This window comes from Longimicrobium sp., from assembly GCF_036399255.1.
Lineage (GTDB): Bacteria > Gemmatimonadota > Gemmatimonadetes > Longimicrobiales > Longimicrobiaceae > Longimicrobium.
This window is the reverse complement of record NZ_DASWNM010000099.1, coordinates 14,914-33,023: the sequence shown is the minus strand read 5'-3', so window position 1 is coordinate 33,023 and position 18,110 is coordinate 14,914. Positions and strand designations below refer to the sequence as shown.

17 protein-coding genes and 2 pseudogenes are annotated in these 18,110 nt (G+C 63.5%); 5 read left to right on the top strand and 14 right to left on the bottom strand.

Going from position 1 to position 18,110, the window contains the following annotated elements:
* Positions 1–541: 541 nt before the first annotated feature.
* Both VGC13_RS18100 and VGC13_RS18095 read right to left on the bottom strand, forming a co-directional pair.
* Entirely contained in the window at positions 542–1,063 is a 522-nt protein-coding gene (locus VGC13_RS18100; RefSeq protein WP_331126690.1) for a hypothetical protein, read from the bottom strand.
* A gap of 249 nt (positions 1,064–1,312) precedes the next feature.
* Entirely contained in the window at positions 1,313–1,552 is a 240-nt protein-coding gene (locus tag VGC13_RS18095) for a hypothetical protein (protein WP_331126689.1), read from the bottom strand.
* 193 nt (positions 1,553–1,745) lie between these two features.
* Between VGC13_RS18095 and VGC13_RS18090 the strand changes: the two genes are divergently transcribed.
* The gene (locus VGC13_RS18090) at positions 1,746–1,988 is read left to right on the top strand and encodes a hypothetical protein (protein WP_331126688.1); all 243 of its coding nucleotides are present in this window, start codon (positions 1,746–1,748) and stop codon (positions 1,986–1,988) included.
* Between the two features lie 198 nt (positions 1,989–2,186).
* Here the strand turns inward: VGC13_RS18090 and VGC13_RS33685 are convergent, their stop codons facing one another.
* The 5 genes and pseudogenes from VGC13_RS33685 to VGC13_RS18075 form a co-directional block, all read right to left on the bottom strand.
* Positions 2,187–2,708, bottom strand: a complete 522-nt coding sequence (locus VGC13_RS33685; protein ID WP_414683005.1) for an SLATT domain-containing protein — start codon at positions 2,706–2,708, stop codon at positions 2,187–2,189.
* Between the two features lie 218 nt (positions 2,709–2,926).
* On the bottom strand, positions 2,927–4,486 hold the full coding sequence (locus VGC13_RS33680; RefSeq protein WP_414683004.1) for a reverse transcriptase domain-containing protein: 1,560 nt from the start codon (positions 4,484–4,486) through the stop codon (positions 2,927–2,929).
* A gap of 536 nt (positions 4,487–5,022) precedes the next feature.
* Positions 5,023–5,208: pseudogene (locus VGC13_RS18085) on the bottom strand (hypothetical protein); the annotation flags it as partial.
* A gap of 128 nt (positions 5,209–5,336) precedes the next feature.
* Entirely contained in the window at positions 5,337–5,591 is a 255-nt protein-coding gene (locus tag VGC13_RS18080) for a hypothetical protein (protein ID WP_331126686.1), read from the bottom strand.
* 260 nt (positions 5,592–5,851) lie between these two features.
* Positions 5,852–6,247 (bottom strand): 4Fe-4S dicluster domain-containing protein, encoded by a 396-nt coding sequence (locus tag VGC13_RS18075; RefSeq protein ID WP_331126685.1) that lies wholly within the window; start codon positions 6,245–6,247, stop codon positions 5,852–5,854.
* A gap of 235 nt (positions 6,248–6,482) precedes the next feature.
* On the opposite strand from VGC13_RS18075, the gene VGC13_RS18070 reads away from it, so the two are divergent.
* Positions 6,483–6,719 carry a hypothetical protein gene (locus tag VGC13_RS18070; RefSeq protein WP_331126684.1) on the top strand — a complete coding sequence of 79 codons (237 nt, stop codon included), beginning with the start codon at positions 6,483–6,485 and terminating at the stop codon, positions 6,717–6,719.
* A gap of 86 nt (positions 6,720–6,805) precedes the next feature.
* Here VGC13_RS18070 and VGC13_RS18065 read toward each other — a convergent pair.
* The 7 genes and pseudogenes from VGC13_RS18065 to mdh form a co-directional block, all read right to left on the bottom strand.
* Positions 6,806–7,057, bottom strand: a pseudogene (locus VGC13_RS18065) (hypothetical protein); the annotation flags it as partial.
* 983 nt (positions 7,058–8,040) lie between these two features.
* The gene (locus VGC13_RS18060) at positions 8,041–9,210 is read right to left on the bottom strand and encodes a hypothetical protein (protein WP_331126682.1); all 1,170 of its coding nucleotides are present in this window, start codon (positions 9,208–9,210) and stop codon (positions 8,041–8,043) included.
* 45 nt (positions 9,211–9,255) lie between these two features.
* Entirely contained in the window at positions 9,256–10,071 is an 816-nt protein-coding gene (locus tag VGC13_RS18055; protein ID WP_331126681.1) for a succinate dehydrogenase iron-sulfur subunit, read from the bottom strand.
* Entirely contained in the window at positions 10,071–11,813 is a 1,743-nt protein-coding gene (gene sdhA, locus VGC13_RS18050) for a succinate dehydrogenase flavoprotein subunit (protein WP_331126680.1), read from the bottom strand. Before sdhA ends, VGC13_RS18055 begins: the two co-directional genes overlap by 1 nt.
* Complete coding sequence (locus tag VGC13_RS18045) at positions 11,810–12,277, bottom strand: hypothetical protein (RefSeq protein WP_331126679.1); 468 nt, start codon at positions 12,275–12,277, stop codon at positions 11,810–11,812. Before VGC13_RS18045 ends, sdhA begins: the two co-directional genes overlap by 4 nt.
* On the bottom strand, positions 12,274–12,792 hold the full coding sequence (gene sdhC / locus VGC13_RS18040) for a succinate dehydrogenase, cytochrome b556 subunit (protein ID WP_331126678.1): 519 nt from the start codon (positions 12,790–12,792) through the stop codon (positions 12,274–12,276). The genes VGC13_RS18045 and sdhC overlap by 4 nt, the downstream gene beginning before the upstream one ends.
* 164 nt (positions 12,793–12,956) lie before the next feature.
* On the bottom strand, positions 12,957–13,892 hold the full coding sequence (gene mdh, locus VGC13_RS18035; RefSeq protein ID WP_331126677.1) for a malate dehydrogenase: 936 nt from the start codon (positions 13,890–13,892) through the stop codon (positions 12,957–12,959).
* A gap of 786 nt (positions 13,893–14,678) precedes the next feature.
* Here mdh and VGC13_RS18030 point away from each other — a divergent pair.
* The 3 genes from VGC13_RS18030 (at position 14,679) to VGC13_RS18020 (ending at position 18,041) form a co-directional block, all read left to right on the top strand.
* Positions 14,679–16,019 carry a zinc finger protein gene (locus VGC13_RS18030; protein ID WP_331126676.1) on the top strand — a complete coding sequence of 447 codons (1,341 nt, stop codon included), beginning with the start codon at positions 14,679–14,681 and terminating at the stop codon, positions 16,017–16,019.
* Positions 16,020–16,036: 17 nt separating this feature from the next.
* The gene (locus VGC13_RS18025; RefSeq protein WP_331126675.1) at positions 16,037–16,462 is read left to right on the top strand and encodes a nuclear transport factor 2 family protein; all 426 of its coding nucleotides are present in this window, start codon (positions 16,037–16,039) and stop codon (positions 16,460–16,462) included.
* 271 nt (positions 16,463–16,733) lie between these two features.
* A complete protein-coding gene (locus VGC13_RS18020; protein WP_331126674.1) occupies positions 16,734–18,041 on the top strand; it encodes a hypothetical protein in 1,308 nt (435 codons plus the stop codon).
* Positions 18,042–18,110: the final 69 nt, after the last annotated feature.

The following is an 18,110-nucleotide window of genomic DNA, read 5'->3' as shown; positions in this document are numbered from 1 at the left end:
TCAGGCAGGGCGGGGCTTCGATCTCTGGATCCGCATCGCAGCTCAGGAGCAAGATTAGAGCAGAGCTGGGGAGGATATGGCGAACCCGTTTGATTCGCAGGCGGATTAGAGAGGAGGTAGGCTGCATCGATTTCTCCTGCATGATGTGGTCCAATAGACAGCCGAGACCGGTGATGAATTCGTGATTTACAATATAATGTCTTGGTCGGGCTGGTACAGAATGACGTGAGTTGATGTGCCTCATCGCGCGCCGGAAGAGTGCGCGAGTGGTGGTCGTCACCTCGCCGCTCAAGACTGACGCAGCCGCGGGAGCGATCGATTGCGGCTACCGCGATGCTTGCCCAGCGGCCTAACGACGCAAGGGTCAGGGGTGCGGGGCCGGCGCACAATACTGTCCTCCCAACGAAAGCATGGGCGGCCCCACATCCGCTGCAGCCGATTGTTAGGCCCGTGACGGGCCCGACCGGTGCAGAAAGCCTCCCGTGTGTGGAACGCCGGCAATATCCTTGTTTAGTCCACCCTATGGACGCTCACTTCGATCTTAATGAAGTTCAGCGAGCCTGGTACCGTGGATGACCCATGCGTGATCCGATCGAATATACGTGAGATTTGTTTGCGATCGGATCTTCTGTTCCATACCCTCGAACTCCCATCGGAGGATGAACTGGAGAGAGTCGGGCAAAGGCTCGTTAGGCTTGATGTAATGGGAAAAGGTGATCGGTAGTTCCTGCTGCCCGAACACAGTAAAGGAGTCAGTGCGGAAACGAGCGATCACAGTATCCTTGGCGCTGACGTCAAGGAGATCTACGCGTGTGAGCGGCAAGGGCAAGGCGCCGTCATTTTGCAGGGTGACCACCAGCTTAATCTGCGACGTAACCTCGACGGAATTGGCTCCGCGTCGCGACACTTCCCGCATCACATCCCTTCGTGTCAGGAACGAAGGCGGATTCGGTGAGGGCAAGTTGTCCGCTAGGAGCAAGCGGCTCAGAAGCATGGTCCTGCCCGTCTCAATACCATAATCATCGAATTCCGGGATCAAGAACGCATGGTACCCCCAATCCATGTTGCGAGCCGAATCCTCGCTAATTACACGAAACGTCCGAAATTCCACATCCTTGATTCGTATCCGGGGTGTATTTGAGAGAATCCACTGCTCCCTCTCGCGCGCATCAGATCGCAGCGTAATCCAGAGACTCGCCGAGGCCAAGACGAACGCTGCGATGCTCGTCCAGATCGGCGCTGACCGCCAGATCTTCCCAATCTGCGCCGCCCGGGGGCTGTGTTTTTTGCCACGCGTTCTCCCACTCACGTGTCACCTACTCGCTTTCTTCTGCTGCTCCAATTGTTCCGCGAGTTCTCCGAACTCCTCGCTACGTTCTCTCGCCAGTTGAGCCAACACCGTTTCCCAATTCGCCGGGGGCGAACGGTACGCAGAACTGGCGGGATCAAGTCGAGCGCGAGCGACCGAACTGATCGAAACGCCAGCAGCCGCAGCGATCTCGTCCGCTGTAACGCGGCGGCTCAGGATGTCTGTTGCAGTCTTGAAGTCCACGACTCGTGCTGGATAGAGTTCTCTTGACACACACGGAAACTGGATATACTATCCTGTCCAGCAGGGCAAAAAAGCAAGGCTGGCCGCTCTCCCGCCAAGAAGAACCGACCAGCCTTACCGAACGACCTGACGGCCGCTCGCTCCGAACAGTAGCCCTGCCCTGCGGCCAGGGTCAAGAGTTTGGAGGTTCAGCATGGAACAGCAGCAGCACCCGCCCTCGCCGATGCGCCTCCTGGAGATCCTGAAGGATAGGTTCGGCGCGCTCGAAGCGGTCGCCAACTCGTCGATCAAGCTGGCCCACTACGCACCCGAGCACGAGTTGGCGATGGATCTGCTCGTCGCGGAATCGGTGCTGGAGTTCGGCAGCAGTTTGCGCGAGGCGAGGGATGGAGCCATGCAGTGGGCGAGGGCGCGGGGGGTGGCACCGCTGCCGTGAGGATGGCACGGCGGCCGCAGGAAGGGTCTGCGGCTGCCGTGAAGCTGAACACGGCGAAACGCTCTGAGCGCACATCTGCAGTGCCGGGTACTGCTGCCGAACTGGAGTACTCATGATGCGCCCGCGGCCACTTCAGTTGCAACGACGCGTTAGGTGACACGGTGCAGATGATCACCGAGCATCGTCGCACCAGTTCCTTCAACCTGTACGGCCAGCGATCCGCTGAGGTAGCGTGTGATCATTTTCCCAGACATGTTGACTGATCATAGGGAGCTCTTTTTGTAGAGAATCCCACTCGCCCCGGACCAAATCTAGGAACGCTTTGGCATCCTCTCGTCGTTCGAACGGAAAGCTCCGAGTCTGATCAATCAACCGCAGTAGCGCACCGTACCGTACTCCGCCTATATGGTGACGTGCAGCCGTCTCTTTGTACCCCAGCCACGTCTGCAAGCCAGCGAGTACAGCAGCCGCTAGGCTCAGCAACCCAAGCACGATCTTCACAGCGTTACTCGCGTCGTCAGAGATCGTCGCGAAGATCGTACTCCCAACTGCAGTAGAGATGACGAGGGCGGGAATTCCAAGAGCGTAATTAAGCCGTTGTACATAGATTGCGGATCTGTAGTGGGCATTCTGAATCTGCCCAATTGTATCTCGCCACTTACCCAGTATCTCGTCCGCCGCCTCCCAGTCGGCAGCAGACTGACTCGCGGGATCCGGCATACTGCTCATGGCAACCTCGTTGGTCAGAGATGACGCCGTCGATTATCGTGCGATTGTATGTTGGACGTGTGTCGCCTAACGACACAAGGGTCACGGGTGCGAGGCGCGACGCGCAAGCCTTTCGTCGGCAAAATTATGAACGGCATCACTGCGGGGCCGATGTTGTGCTGTCTGATAGTTGAAGATGGTGCGGCAGCATCGGTGTCTCAGTCGGCTTGTTAAGCGGTACTCATCGGCACTCCAACTGGAACTGAGGTTGGGTCGATCTCAAGCAGGTATTGGGTCGGCAGAATCGTACAGTACTCCCGTCGCGGCACTCCCTCGTCCACCTTCTCAAAAACGGATTCTACGACCACACCCACAAGCCTCCCACGGTTATCAAATGCCGGAGAACCGCTGAGCCCGCCTCCTGAGGGAACCGAAACGTGGATATATGTAGTCGTTCGGGGATAATTGAGACGAATACTTTCAACCGTTCCGACGTACAGTCCTAGATCTGGATGGCGGAGCGGAACGGAGGCAAAGCCGATGATTGCGATGGGCTCGCCTGGTTCTGGAAGGCGTCGATCCACCGGAACCGGTGTCGCACCGTGGGGACAAGGGCAGATGGCAGCATCGATCTCCTTCTCCCCGCGCGCGTGGACATGCGCATTGTGCAATTGCTCCGTTCTGTTCCCGATGTGACATGTACTTTGACCGACAAGATTATGAGCAGCCGTAGCGAGGCGATTAGGTGCGATAGCAAACGCAGTTCCGGAATTAACATCAGTTGTCGTTATCTCAAGGTGAAATATGCTATCCCGGCGTGCCGCAAAAAGTCGTGTCCACCGCTCTCCTCGTGGCCCGGCAAGCGACAAGGGATAGTTAGTGGGGGTTGGTGCCGGTCCTATAAGAGTCCGATCAAGGACATGTAAACTCTGACGGAGTTTGCAGTAGATCGGATCGGTTGAACCCCGGATCGATCCAACATACTCTATTCGTCCACGGAGCACATGCCGAAATGCATCTTCATTGGACATACTGCTATAAGGCTTCTTAGCATATTTGGACATGAAGACCGTAGCCGCCGGGGTAATGTCGTGACGACGCCAAGCGTACAACATCCCTCTTATAGCACGGATGTAGCTACGAGACACGTTCGGAAAGCTATTGACGGTAATCCCTGTAACTTCCTGATGTTCGGTACGAAATTGAAGTCGAGTTTTTTCTGGATTGATTTTGAACGTATTTCCTTCGACGACAGCTTTCAAAGCGGCACCAACCTCTACTCCATTGCCTACAGCTGCGGTGGTAGAAACCGCCAGTTCTGCCGGAAACACTTGGTCACGCGATGAAAAGGTTAGATCATCACAGTAACGAGTGTACCAAACATTATATCTCCGTGCTAGGGCTACCAAGTCACCATCAAGCTTGCTACAAACTATATTCGCGAGTATCGGAGAAGTGGGTGCACCTTGAGGTAGAACACCATCACTCGTGCAGATTTGCGCAATCACTTTCGCGGCCTCAGATCTCATCCGCATTGGCTTTGCCTCCAATGCGCCACGTACACGGCCGAAGTGTATCGAAGGGAAAAAATCCTCCAGGTCGATGTTGAGAACCCATTTTTTCCCTACATGTCGTTCCGCATTGGTTCTAATACTCCGTTCTCGCACAAACCCATGTGCGGGCCCTCGGGGCGTGTACACCAAGTGTAGAATGTGATTTAACTTTGACTGGAGCACCGCGAGTGCAGGAGGAGGGGCTGAAATCGTACGCTTCCCACCTGAACGCTTCATAATATCGAACTTGCGATATCTACGTGTGTCTTTCCGAAGGTACAGAACCTTGAAGAGGTATCGCTCCGGAACTTCGAGAATGGCCGCGACATCGGCCCGGGTTTGAAGTGTCTGAAAGCGAGTGATGAGATCCGAGTCTGAAGCTGTGAGTTGGGGACGGAGTGCCATGGACTAATCTACGCGATGTGGAATATGGTAGTGGGGGGGGGTAGCTTCGCCCGTTCTATGCTTCCGCGCCGCACGATACACGGCACACGTTGCGCTGCGCACTCTGTGGTTGACGTTGTCGTCTGTTGTCGCGTATACACGACATACTCCAATGTGCGAAGCTACCCCCAGCCCTAAAAGAAAGAAAACTTTGGAATTCCGCAAGTCAAGTGAGGAAGGGTGTTCACGTGTCGCGCTCGCGGACCAATCGCACGATCGGAACAAATCGGTAGTGTCGTGGGGCAGTCAGTTTAGCTTGCTAATACGGTAAACCGGCCCCACGGCATCCTGCCGCAGGGCCGGTTCTCGTGCTGTCCTCAGCCGCCCGCTCAGCCGTGGCTGACGTGCGCCTGGCGGATGGAGATGTCGCGGCTGCCTTTGAGGATCGCCTTTTTCACCTCACCGATGGCTTTGGTGATGCGGATCTCGCGGGGGTAGGCTTCGGTGCAGTTGAAGATCGTGCGGCAGCGCCACACGCCTTCGCGGTCGTTCAGAATCTCCAGCCGCTCGTCGGCCCTGATACAAGGTTCAGCTGCTGGACTGCACAGCTGCTTCTGACTGCGCCGTCACTCCGGCGCCCACTGCAACTCTTGATTCGACAGCGTGCCAGCAAAGTCGCGGCTGGATCAAGTATCTCAGCCCATCAAGGCAGCCCGGGCAGGAGCCACACCAAGAGTATCACTAGGCCTCCATATATAAACCAGTTTCGCGCCTGACGGCGAACGCGTTCGCCCTCTTCGGTGAAGAGATCCGGGCGGAAGAAGTCGAGAACGTAAATACCCCGTGGAAACAGGCCGAAGAACTCACGCTCGTCCCGATTCCGGAAATGGCATCGAAGGCGGAATGCCAGCACGTTCACGCCCATACCCCAGACTACGACGAAGAGGATCTTTACCATGGTTGGTGACCGGAAGCATCGGTGCATTGGATGAGCCGCGCTACCCTCGTCAATACGACCGCCTTCGTGCCCTGTTTCACGCTATCCGTCGAACAACACAGGGGTCAGGAGTGCGGGACCCGCTCGCGAGCCTGTCGTCTGTGAAAGCATGACGGCCCCGCACCGCTGACTGAACCTCATCGTTGATGAGGCGATACACAACCGACCCCGCAGCATCATCGCCGCGGGGCCGGTTCTCGTGCGTGGGGTTGTCAGCCGCGTCAGGCGCCGGAGGTCGCCGCGTGGCGGATGGGTTCGGCGCGGGCGGAGCCTTTGAGGATCGCCTTCTTCACCTCGCCGATGGCCTTGGTGATGCGGATCTCGCGGGGGCACGCCTCGGTGCAGTTGAAGACGGTGCGGCAGCGCCACACGCCCTCGCGGTCGTTCAGGATCTCCAGCCGCTCGTCACTGGCCTCGTCGCGGCTGTCGAAGATGAAGCGGTGTGCGTTCACGATGGTCGCCGGGCCCACGAAGTTCTCGTCCGCACAGAAGCTGGGGCAGCTCGTGGTACACGCCGCGCACAGGATGCACTTGGTGGTGTCGTCGAACTTCTCGCGGTGGCGCCAAGGTCGGGAAGCTTTTGTGTTGGTGGAAGACCGTCGCCACGCAGACAACATCGTGCAAGCAACGAACTGCCGAAATCAGCTGTTGTTGGCCTCGCACTCCGGGTGATTGTATAATTGGTCGTATAATACTATGCTTCCGGCGGCGGTTTCAATCACCTCGCCGTTTCCGTTCTTGCTGCCTGGCTTACACGGGGATGGGGCGTTGATGACGACGGTAGCCGTCCGATCGATCCGAGCGACAACGGTTCGCCCGGAACAACCTTCATCCCGTGAGATGGACAGAATCATGAAAAAGCTGCATCTGGAAGACGTGCGCGTCGAAAGCTTCGAACTCGGCGCCAAGCAGGACGCTCGCGGGACGGTGGTCGCTAATGGGCGCACCGACGTTTGTACCGCCTTTTGTACCGGCGACTGCGGCGGCGTGACCATCCCGGAGACCTGCCAATACACGTGCAACGTGACCGCGTGCGGCAACGACTGTATGTCGGCCGTGTACTTTCTCGGCGAGTGCACGATGCCGTGATGGCGCAACACATCTACAAAACCGGCCCCGCGGCATCTCGCCACGGGGCCGGTTCTCGTTCCTGCCGTCGGCCGCCGATCAGCCCGTCAGGCGCCGGACGTCGCCGGGTGGCGGATGGGCTCGGCGCGGGCGGAGCCCTTGAGGATCGCCTTCTTCACCTCGCCGATGGCTTTGGTGATGCGGATCTCGCGGGGGCAGGCCTCGGTGCAGTTGAAGATCGTGCGGCAGCGCCACACGCCTTCGCGGTCGTTCAAAATCTCCAGCCGCTCGTCCGCCGCGTCGTCGCGGCTGTCGAAGATGAAGCGGTGGGCGTTCACGATGGCCGCCGGGCCCACGAAGTTCTCGTCCGCCCAGCAGTTCGCCGCACCGACGGCGCCTAACGACCCTGGTGTTCACTGGCGAGGGCCGTTGCGCTAATCCGCAGAGTGCTCGAAATCATGCCCGATCCCTCGTCCACGTGCAACGCCTATTAGGCAGCAGCCGTACGTTACCGCATCGTGTCCCCTTCCATCGCGTTCTGCGGGGCCGTCTCGCTAGCGGGAGGCTGAAGCGCTTTGTCACCACTCAGTGATGAGGCTGAGCCCGGCTCTGGACCTAGTAGCGGTACGACCGCTTGCATTCCGCTCCCAAGAAGAACTAGGAACAGACCGAGCAGAGCGTATCGGAGAACATGATCGCGGTGAGCGGCACGCTCACCCTCTCGCTTCTGATTGGTGCTCGCGAGAAGCCCATCGAAGGTTTCGTTCATCTTACCAATGAACTGCTCCACCTCCTCCGGCGGGTACGGAGGTGACATACCTCGGTACCTTGCTGCCAACTCCTGGCGGGTGGTTTCGAGTCCAGTGACTGCGGAGTTATACAGTTCTTCGCTCGCGTGCCGCACGGGAGCCTTCAAGAGCTCATAAGCGAGGAGTACCGTTCCAATCGCAACGATTATCGGCCCGAAGAAGGCGAGAGCATGTACTAGCACGCGTGTTCCGGATTAGAGTGGGAGAGCCGAACGACACAAGAGGCAGGGGGTTCGGGGCCGGCGCAAGCCTGTCGTCGGTCGAACTTGTACAACCTGCGCAGCGAGAACATGGCGGATGGGCTCGCGGCGCAGCGAAATTGATGCACCGCTTTGAGGAGGCAACCTGTCCCGCGGCATCATCGCCGCGGGGCCGGTTCTGTGCTGCCGTAAGCCGCCCGTCAGGCCGCGCTGGTCGCCGGGTGGCGGATGGGCTCGGCGCGGGCAGAGCCTTTGTGCATGCCTTCTTCAGGTCGCCATCGGCGTTGGTAAAGCGAAACTCACGGAAAACCTAGCTTGTTCAAGAAACCGTGATTATTCCGTCTTCTTACCCTCTGGACTTGCGCCTCGGGCAGCAGCAGCTATAGCTACCGAAGTCGCTGGTGTCATGGCTTGCGCGGCAGCCTTGGCTATTGGACTTTCTACCGCAACGGACGACCTCAATACGGAATCCCTGAAATTTGAAAAACGATCGTCAGCTGCTGCAATTGATGCAAATACGCTCGAATCAAATGACAACCTATTTGCCGCAGCCGATAGAACAGCAGCCGCCGCGGATTCATTCAATGCCAGTGTGACTGGGCTCACGATTGTCCGCTGGATCTCCTCTACACTACGCTTCAGCTTGTCCTTCTCCTGTTTCGCAACCTTCAATTGAGCGATCTGTTCCTGAAGGTTGTTGATGAGCGTGTTCTTCTCCGTGAGCGCAACTGTAGCTGCAGTTTCACGATCATGTAATTCGCGCTTCAGCAGCTTCACGAATGAGCCCATCTCGTCAGCGGAGCCCGCCAGCCGGTTGAACATCACCAAAAACTGCCCCAGGATAGTATTCTCGATATCATAAGGATACCGGATTTGGTGGTCGATTTCACTCCATCCCTCTTCGAAGATCGTGCGCACCTGAATTTCAGCGATGTACTCTTGCTTTGCAGGCTGTGAGCGGACGAGATAGTGAATGGAGCGGTACCCGAATTCATGTTCATTGATCTCGCAACCTGCGGATCTGAATTCCTGAATCAGTTCTTCTGGGTCACCGCGCCTTACATTCGCGACCGGGACTTCGTACAGATCCCACGTGCCAGATACTGCGTCGTGAATTGGTCGCCAGCCATCTTTGAAGAGATGGAGAGCACGTAATCCAATCAGATCCGTGAGCTCCGTTTTGAAGTTATGGAGGCCGATATCACGATTGGGATCCGCGATACGCTTCCGGATGATCTTCTCAACTACATGTTCCGGATCTTTCACACGCAACTTGATTGAGTGAACGTCAGGAAGAGCTTGTAGGCGCTCGCTGATATAATTTGCTGCAGCAAGGAAGTGTGGCTGGCTCGATATGAACTCATCATGAATCGCGCTAAGCTCCTCCCAATCGAGCTTGGAGTCCGCGAGCTTGTCTTCCGGGATACGGTACTTTTCTAGAAATCGATTTTTTTCTAACATAACCATTGCTAGCAGAGGACATACCGGCCCCGCGGCATTCATCGCAGCGGGGCCGGTTCCGTGTTGGGATCAGCCGCCAGCCGTCCGTCAGGCCGCGGAGGTCGCCGGGTGGCGGATGGGTTCGGCGCGGGCGGAGCCTTTGAGGATCGCCTTCTTCACCTCGCCAATGGCTTTGGTGATGCGGATCTCGCGGGGGCAGGCCTCGGTGCAGTTGAAGATCGTGCGGCAGCGCCACACTCCTTCGCGGTCGTTCAGAATCTCCAGCCGCTCGTCGCTCGCCTCGTCGCGGCTGTCGAAGATGAAGCGGTGCGCGTTCACGATGGCCGCGGGGCCCACGAAGTTCTCGTCCGCCCAGAAGCTGGGGCAGCTGGTGGTGCACGCCGCGCACAGGATGCACTTCGTCGTATCGTCGAAGCGCTCGCGGTCGTCCACGCTCTGCCGGCGCTCGCGGCCGTCGGCGGGGACCTGCGCGTCGGTGACCAGAAAGGGGAGCACAGAGCGGTACTGGGCAAAAAAGCCCTCCATGTCCACCACCATGTCCTTGATCACCCGGAACCCCATCAGCGGCTCGATGGTGACCTTTTCGCCCACGTCCTTGATGAGGACCTTGCAGGCCAGCCGGTTCACCCCGTTGATGCGCATCGCATCAGACCCGCAGATGCCGTGGGCGCAGCTGCGGCGAAAGGTGAGGGTGCCGTCCTGGTACCCCTTCACCGTCATCAGCGCGTCGAGCACGCGGTCCGTGGGGTCCGCGTTCACCGTGTACTCGCGGTACTCCGGCTTTGCGTCGGTGTCCGGGTTGTAGCGAAAGATGCGCAGCGTGACCGGCTTGTGGCCAAGCACGTTCGCCGCGCGCGCGGCCGCGGAGCCGCCGGCCGCCGGACGGGAAGCAGGAGCCGCCATCAGTACACCCTCTCCTTGGGCTCGAACTTGGTCAGCGTCACGGGCTTGTAGGTGATCTCGATCGGCGCGCCCTCGGCCGCGCGGGTGGTGAGCGTGTGCTTCATCCACTCGGCGTCGTTGCGCTTCTCGTAGTCCTCGCGCATGTGGGCGCCGCGGCTTTCCTGCCGGTTGAGCGCGGCCACCGTGGTCACCTCGGCCAGGTCCAGCAGGTTGCCCAGCTCCCACGCCTCCAGCACGTCCGTGTTGAAGCGGGTGCCCTTGTCGCCCACCACCACGCCCTTGTAGCGCTCCTGCAGGCCGCGGATGCGTTCCAGCGCCGCCGCCATCCCCTCGCCGGTGCGGTAGATGCCCACGTCGTCCTGCATCACGTCCTGCATCTCCTCGCGCAGCTTGGCCGCCGGCTCGCCCTTCTGCACGCTGAGCAGCTTCGAGAACTGCTCCTCCGCGAACGCCGTCGGGTTCGCGGGCAGCGGCGGCAGCTCCGCCGTCTGGCAGAACTCCGCCATGGCGATCCCCGCGCGGCGCCCGAACACCACCAGGTCCAGCAGCGAGTTGGTGCCCAGGCGGTTGGCGCCGTGCACGCTGACGCACGCCACCTCGCCCGCGGCGTAGAAGCCCGGCAGCACCGCCGTACCGTCGCGCAGCACGCGGCAGTTGATGTCGGTCGGAATCCCGCCCATGGCGTAGTGCGCCGTGGGCTGAATCGGCATCGGCTCCTTGACCGGGTCGATCCCCAGGTACGTCCGGCAGAAGTCCGCGATGTCGGGCAGCTTCCCCTCGATCACCTCGGCGCCCAGGTGGGTGGCGTCCAGGTAGACCATCTTCTTGCCGTTGATCCCCCGCCCTTCCCGGATCTCTTTCGAAATCGCGCGCGAGACCACGTCGCGCGACGCCAGGTCCTTCATCGTCGGCGCGTAGCGCTCCATGAAGCGCTCGCCCAGGTCGTTGCGCAGGATGCCGCCTTCGCCGCGCACGCCCTCGGTGATCAGGATCCCCAGGCGGTAGATGCCCGTGGGGTGGAACTGGTAGAACTCCATGTCCTCCAGCGCCAAGCCGCGCCGGTAGGCGATGGCCACGCCGTCCCCCGTGTTGGCGTGCGCGTTCGACGTAATGGACCACACGCGCCCAAAGCCGCCGGTGGCGAACTCCACCGCCTTGGCGTGAAAGACGTGCAGGTCGCCGGTGGAAACCTCCCAGGCCACGCACCCGCAGCAGCGCCCGTCGTCGCTGATGATCAGGTCCACCACCTGGTACTCGTCGAAGAACTCCACCCCCTGCTTGATGCAGTTCTGGTAGAGCGTCTGCAGGATCATGTGCCCCGTGCGGTCCGCCGCGTAGCAGCTGCGGCGCACCGGCCCCTGCCCGAAGTGGTGCGTGTGACCGCCGAAGGGGCGCTGGGCGATCTTGCCGTCGACCGTGCGGCTGAACGGAAGCCCCATGTGCTCCAGCTCGATGATCACCGGCACCGCCTCTTCGCACATCACCTCGATGGCGTCCTGGTCGCCCAGGTAGTCCGACCCCTTTACGGTGTCGAACGCGTGCCACTCCGGGTGGTCTTCCTCGAGGTTCGCCAGCGCCGCGCAGACGCCGCCCTGGGCCGCGCCGGTGTGCGAGCGCGTGGGATACAGCTTGGAGATGACCGCCGTGCGCAGGCCGGGCGTGCGGGAGAGGTAGATGGCGCTCATCAGCCCCGCCCCGCCGCCGCCCACCACCAGCGCGTCGTACGTGTGCGTATGGATCATCGGCGCGATGCGGCGGCGAAGTCGTAGGTCAGCAGGGCAAAGATGCCCCAGGCCAGCGCCAGCAGGACGATGCCGTAGACGACGGCCTTGACCGCCTTGCGAGCGCCCGGCTTGCGGATGTAGTCCTCGATGCTGTAGCGGGCGCCGTTCAGCCCGTGCAGCATGGCGAACGTCGCCAGCGCGATGTTGTACAGGCGCCACAGCGGGTTGCTCCAGCGCTCCAGCACCAGGTCGGCGCTCAGGTGCTCCACGCCCACCAGCAGGTTCCACCACGTAAGGTGGTACAGGGTCATGAAGATGAGCAGCAGTCCGCTCACCCGCATGAACACCCAGCTGTACAGCTCGAACTTGCCCTTCTTCTGCATTACCGCGTCGGGCCGCTCGTACGCGGTGGGCCGCTGGTAGCCGCCCCCGCTTCGCGCCGCCCCGCGTCCGCTGGGGGTCTCGTCGACGACGGTGCTCATCGCGCGCCCTCCATGCTGACGGGCGCCACGGGCGCGTTCGCCGGGGCGGCCGCGCTCATCTCCACCGCCTGCCCGCGCTCGCGCATGCGGCGCTCGTGACGCTCCACGCCCGGCTCCGGACGAAGCCCGAAGAGCGGGGCCAGCATCAGCCAGGCGATGGGAAGGATGGCCACGGCGGTGATCCCCGCGGCCGCCCACGCCAGCCGGCGCTGGTGCGCCATGGCCAGCGGCCAGAAGTCCTGGATGATGATGCGCAGCCCGTTGAGGGCGTGGAAGATGACCGCGAAGAAGATGGCCAGCTCCGCCACCCGGAACAGCGGGCTGCGGTAGATTTCGAGGGTGTGGTCGTAGAACTCGGGGTTGTAGACCACGATGGCGGTGTCGGCCACGTGGATGATGAGGAACGCCAGGATGCCCAGCCCCGTCACGCGGTGCAGCATCCAGGTCCACATCCCCGCATTGCCCTTGTAGCGCAGCGCGTGGCCCAGCGACCGGGCCCGGAATTCGGAAGCCATATCAGCGGTACTCCTCGGTGTTAGGAACCAGGTGGGGCAGCGCGGTCCTCGCGGTGCCGTTGCAGGCTATTCCCTATTCCCTGTTCCCTATTCCCTGCCCGTCCGTACAACAAGCGCCGCGCCGCGTGCCCCTCGGGCTCGCGGCGCGGCGCCGGTCGCGCGAATCAGACCTTCGCGCCCAGAACCCGCATGGGCTCGCGGACGGCCTCGGCGCTCTTTTCCAGCGCGGCCCGCTCGTCGTCCGTCAGCGTGACCTCGATCACCTTTTCCAGCCCGGTGCGGCCCAGCTTGCAGGGCACGCCCAGGAACAGCCCGCTCATCCCGTACTCGCCCTGCAGCCACGCGGCGCAGGGGAGGATGCGCTTCTTGTCCTTGACGATCGCCTCGGCCATCTGCACCGCGCCCGACGAGGGGGCGTAGTAGGCGCTGCCGGTCTTGAGGTACTTCACGATCTCGGCGCCGCCGTTGCGGGCGCGGTCCACGATGGCGTCCAGCCGCTCGCGGTCGATGAGCTGCGTGACGGGGATGCCGCTGACGGTGGTGTAGCTGATCAGGGGCACCATGGTGTCGCCGTGGCCGCCCAGCACCATGGCCTGGATGTCCTCGACCGACACGTCGATGGCCTCGGCCAGGAACGAGCGGTAGCGCGCCGTGTCGAGCACGCCCGCCATCCCGATGACGCGCTCGCGGGGGAAGCCGGATGCGTCCATGGCCACCCAGCACATCACGTCCAGCGGGTTGCTGACCATGATGATGATGGCGTCGGGCGACACGCGGGCGATGTTCTCGCACACCTGGCGCACGATGCCGGCGTTGGTGTTCAGCAGGTCGTCGCGGCTCATCCCCGGCTTGCGGGCAATGCCGGCCGTGACGATGTAGATGCCGCTGCCGGCCGACTCTTCGTAGCCGTTGCTGCCCACCAGGCGGGTGTCGAAGCCCTCGACGGGCGCCGACTCCCACTGGTCCAGCCCCTTGCCCTGGGGAATGCCCTCGGCGATGTCGATGAGCACCACCGTGCGCGCCAGCTCCTTTTCGGCGACGCGCTGGGCGGCCGTGGCGCCCACGTTGCCCGCCCCAACCACCGTAATCTTGTCGATCATATCCCAGGCCGTGTGCGAGAGTTCTCGGGCCGCCGTGCACGCCGTTGCTGCCACTGCATTCTGGGGGCCGACGGTGGCGGCAACATACCGGCGGCGTCTCGCGGTGTCAACGTAGCATCGCGAGGATTTCTCGCGGCTGCTACGCACGTGAGAACCGCTGGTTCCGCCTCGTTTTCCCGCCCGTGGCCTCCGCCCGCGGAGCGAGGGCGTTCCGGCCCTCCCGCGCCTTCTGTTTCTCCCGGTTTCCCCGGCATTTCAGGCCTCTACAGCAAAGACGGGGGACGTGGCGCGGTGTGACACGCGTTCCGTGATCGTCATTACACCGCAACGGGATGGCGGAGCCCCATCGTAAATACGTGGAGGAGCGGCGGATCGGATCGCGGAAATCCGGGCGCGGATCGCCGGTTTCCGTGCGATGCGGCCGGGGGGCTCGGCGTGAGCAGACACGCGCGCCGGCGGACACTCTCCTGGGCAACCACGCGCGTCCGCCGGCACTCTCCCGGGGCCGCCGAGTCCGCGAAGGCGGACTTTGCGATTTTCCAGCGGCGAATTCATTCGCTCAGCGGGCGGACGGCACGTTGCCGGATTAGAATCGCAACCGGCACCATTCGCCTTGCCCGCGTGGATCATCCCCGCCACTCCGGCGGTAGAACGGGCCGCGAAAACGGCGGGAGCGGACGGTGGCGGCGGGATGATCGGCATCCTTGCCCATCCCGCATCCGGTGCGCACCTTCCCTTCCCCGCTGGTTCCGCCGGTTGTTTCTCTTCCATTCATCCCCGCCGACAATGGCCATTCGCGAAGGGCGCTGGGACTGTCCCGGCTGCGGGCACAAGGGCAACCGGGGTGGTTCGCTCACCTGCGGCGGCTGCGGCACGTCGCGGCCGTACGGCGTGCGCTTCTACCTCCCTTCCAACGAGCCGGCGGTCACGGACCCGGAGGAGCTGCGCCAGGCCAACGCCGGGCCGGACTGGATCTGCCGCCTGTGCGCGTCCAGCAACCGCGCCCTTCACGCGGAGTGCAGCCGCTGCGGCGCCCACCGCTCCCGCGACAGCCTCGTTCAGCCCGTCTACGACGATTGGGATCGCAGGCCGCGCGAGGAGCCGCGCGCGGCGGCACCCCCCGTCGCCGATCCGCCGCCCGCGGCGCCACTTGCCGGCTTCGGCGGCGCGAGCGGGGCTTCCACCGGCGATTCCCCCCAGTCCGCCGGCGCTCCCCGTCCCGCCGCGGACCCGCCGGCCAGCAGCGGGCCAGTCCGCTTCGACACGGCGAGGCTGACGGCCACCCGCGCCCGCGTGCCGGGCTGGCTCTGGACGTTCCTCGCGCTGCTGGTGGGCCTGCCGGCGCTCGTCTTCGCGGGGGTGCTGATCGCCCGGTGGGAGCCGGAGCGCATGGTGCCCGGCGAGATCGTCGAGACGTCGTGGGTGCGCCAGATCCCGGTGGAGGCGCTGGTGCCGTACGAGGACGGCGGATGGGCGCTCCCCGACAGCGCGGAGCTGATCGCGACGGAGCAGCGGGTGCAGCGCCAGGACAGCGTCGTGGAGCGGTACGAGCCGCGCGTGCGCACCCGTACCCGCAGCGGCGAGCCGTACAGCGCGGGGACCGAGCAGTACGTCTGCGGAAGCCGCGACATGGGGAACGGCTACTTCGAGGACCGGTACTGCACGCGCACCCGCTACGAGACGCCGGTCTACACGGAGTACGACACCACGCGCGTCCCCGTGTACCGCAAGGTCCCGGTGTACGCCACGTGGTACCGCTACCGCGCCCGCCGGTGGGCCGTCGTGCGGTACGCCGACACCGCCGGGGTCAACACCCTCCCCGTGTGGCCGGTGCTCACCCTTGCGCCCGGCGAGCGCCCGACCTGGCGGCATCACCGGCACTACGCGCGGGTCCGCGACATCCGGGGCGAGATGCGACAGGTGTACCTCCTGGACGCGGATTCGCTGCGACTCTTCCACCCGGGCGAGCGCGTCGCGCTCGGACGGCGGTACGCGCGGGAGTCGTACACCGTGTTCCCGCGCGACAGCCTCAAGGCGTGCCGCCGCTGGCACCAGGGCCGCGCCCGCCGTCCTCCCCCAACGGAGCTTGGCTGCTCGCCGCTCCCCGCCGAACGCCTCCCCCAGTGAACGGAGACCGCCGACCGATGCGCATCGTCCCCGCCTTCGTCCTCCTGCTCCTGGCCGCCTGCAGCGTGTCCGTGGAGCGCGGGCCTTCCCCGTCCGCCCCGTCCGAGGCGGAGCGGGTGGTGCAGGCGCAGGTGGACGCCTTCAACCGGCGCGACGTGGACGCGTTCATGGCCGGCTACGCGCCCGACGCCATCCACTGGGCGCATCCCGCCGACACGACGTTCGCCGGCGCCGCACGGATCCGCGCGCACTACACGGAGCTGTTCTCGGATCCGGACGCGTCGCGGCTGCACGCGACGGTGCGCAGCCGCATGGTCAAGGGCCGCTTCGTGATCGACGAGGAGTACATCGTGGGCCTTCCCGCGGACGACCCGCACGTGAGCGTGATCATCTACGAAGTGCGCGACGGGCTCATCCGCAACGTGTGGTTCATCGAGGACTGACATGAATCATCCTCATCCCGGGGCCGGGATGATGATTCCAGATCCTGAAAAAGAATGATCGTACAGAGGAACAGAGTCAGACAGAGGAAGCGAGCTGAAATCATCCTGGTCCCCTCTGTCTGACTCTGTTCCTCTGTACCCATCGAGGTGTTGTTTCCCGGACCTGACATGATGGGTCCAGGCTTGCTGATCGCGACCGATTGCTTCACCTTTTGTTTGCGCTGGTCGCGCATCCGCATCCCGCCACACTCCCTCCCCCGCTACATCCTGAATGGCCATTCGCGAAGGCCGCTGGGACTGCCCCAGCTGCGGCTCCACGGGCATCTACGGACGCCACGTGGAGTGCATGGGGTGCGGAAAGCCGCGCCCGGCCGGCATCCGCTTCTACCTGAGCGACGACGCCCCCGTGGTCACCGACGCCGCCCGGCTGCGCGAGGCCCGGGCCGGCGCGGACTGGGTGTGCGAGCACTGCGGCGCCAGCAGCCGCGCCACGGAAGACGACTGCGGCGGATGCGGCGCGGCGCGCGGCACCAGCCCGTCGCAGCGCGTCATCGACTACGACAACGACGACGTCCCGCGCTCCGGCGGCGCGTCCGCCTCGGGCACGGGCGCGCGGACGCTGGCGGACGCGGGTGGGCCCGGGGAGCCGGGCAAAAAGAAGCGGGGCGGAGGGTGCCTGGGATGCGGACTCCTGTTCCTGGTCCTGCCGGTGGTGATGTCAGCCATCGCCAGCCTGGCGGATCCGCCCGTGGGCGGCGAGGAGCTGAAGCCGGCGGTCGTGGAGAGCCGGCAGTGGGAGCGGACGGTGCTCGTGGAGCAGCGGCGCGTGGTGGATGGCGAGGGATGGGAGCTCCCCGACAGCGCGCAGGTGGTCCGCCAGCGCCGCCGGGTGCACCACAACGACGAGGAGGTGATCGGCTACCGCAGCGTCACGCGCGAGGTGCCGCGCACGGAGCGCGTGCGGGACGGCACGGAGACGCGCACCCGCGAGGTGAAGGAGCGGGTGCACACGGGGACGCGCGAGTACGTGTGCGGGCAGCGCGACCTGGGCAACGGGTACTTCGAGGACATCGAGTGCGAGGAGGACGTCTACGAGACGCGCACCCACACCGAAAGCTACGAAGTGCCGCGCTACCGCGACGTCACCACCTACGAGACGGTGACGGAGGACGTGCCCATCACCCGCCCCAAGCCCGTCTACCAGACGTACTACAGCTGGCGCGTGCCCCAGTGGAGCGTCGTCGACACCCTGCGCGCGGAGGGCGACACCACGCGGCCGGTGTGGCCCGACACCACCATTCGCCGCAACCGGCGCCTGGGACCAAAGACGGAGCGCTACACCCTGGTCCTGCGCGAGCCCGGCGGCGCGCGGCGCACGCTGGACCTGGGGATGCTGCAGTGGAGCGGCTGGCGCCCCGGCGAGCGCGTGGCTCTGCGCACCGGGGACGATGGCGCGCAGGTCCGGATCCTCCCCGCCGACAGCTTGGCCGCGTGCCGCCGCTGGCACCGCGACCGCAAGAAGCCGCCCGCCGACTCCCTGGGCTGCTCGCCCCCGCCACCGGAGCCGGCGTCGAAGTAGCGCGGAGTGTTGAAGAACGAGCCTGCCGCCTGACTTCCTGTCAGAGCGTTCAAGAATCAGCTTGCCCGC

Excerpts from the sequence above, each read along its gene's own strand:
- VGC13_RS18100 (WP_331126690.1), bottom strand. The coding sequence starts at position 1,063 with ATGGATTGGGGGTACCATGCGTTCTTGATCCCGGAATTCGATGATTAT.
- VGC13_RS18090 (WP_331126688.1), top strand. The coding sequence starts at position 1,746 with ATGGAACAGCAGCAGCACCCGCCCTCGCCGATGCGCCTCCTGGAGATC.
- VGC13_RS33685 (WP_414683005.1), bottom strand. The coding sequence starts at position 2,708 with ATGCCGGATCCCGCGAGTCAGTCTGCTGCCGACTGGGAGGCGGCGGAC.
- VGC13_RS33680 (WP_414683004.1), bottom strand. The coding sequence starts at position 4,486 with ATGAAGCGTTCAGGTGGGAAGCGTACGATTTCAGCCCCTCCTCCTGCA.
- VGC13_RS18080 (WP_331126686.1), bottom strand. The coding sequence starts at position 5,591 with ATGGTAAAGATCCTCTTCGTCGTAGTCTGGGGTATGGGCGTGAACGTG.
- VGC13_RS18075 (WP_331126685.1), bottom strand. The coding sequence starts at position 6,247 with ATGTTGTCTGCGTGGCGACGGTCTTCCACCAACACAAAAGCTTCCCGA.
- VGC13_RS18070 (WP_331126684.1), top strand. The coding sequence starts at position 6,483 with ATGAAAAAGCTGCATCTGGAAGACGTGCGCGTCGAAAGCTTCGAACTC.
- VGC13_RS18060 (WP_331126682.1), bottom strand. The coding sequence starts at position 9,210 with ATGAATGCCGCGGGGCCGGTATGTCCTCTGCTAGCAATGGTTATGTTA.
- VGC13_RS18055 (WP_331126681.1), bottom strand. The coding sequence starts at position 10,071 with ATGGCGGCTCCTGCTTCCCGTCCGGCGGCCGGCGGCTCCGCGGCCGCG.
- sdhA (WP_331126680.1), bottom strand. The coding sequence starts at position 11,813 with ATGATCCATACGCACACGTACGACGCGCTGGTGGTGGGCGGCGGCGGG.
- VGC13_RS18045 (WP_331126679.1), bottom strand. The coding sequence starts at position 12,277 with ATGAGCACCGTCGTCGACGAGACCCCCAGCGGACGCGGGGCGGCGCGA.
- sdhC (WP_331126678.1), bottom strand. The coding sequence starts at position 12,792 with ATGGCTTCCGAATTCCGGGCCCGGTCGCTGGGCCACGCGCTGCGCTAC.
- mdh (WP_331126677.1), bottom strand. The coding sequence starts at position 13,892 with ATGATCGACAAGATTACGGTGGTTGGGGCGGGCAACGTGGGCGCCACG.
- VGC13_RS18030 (WP_331126676.1), top strand. The coding sequence starts at position 14,679 with ATGGCCATTCGCGAAGGGCGCTGGGACTGTCCCGGCTGCGGGCACAAG.
- VGC13_RS18025 (WP_331126675.1), top strand. The coding sequence starts at position 16,037 with ATGCGCATCGTCCCCGCCTTCGTCCTCCTGCTCCTGGCCGCCTGCAGC.
- VGC13_RS18020 (WP_331126674.1), top strand. The coding sequence starts at position 16,734 with ATGGCCATTCGCGAAGGCCGCTGGGACTGCCCCAGCTGCGGCTCCACG.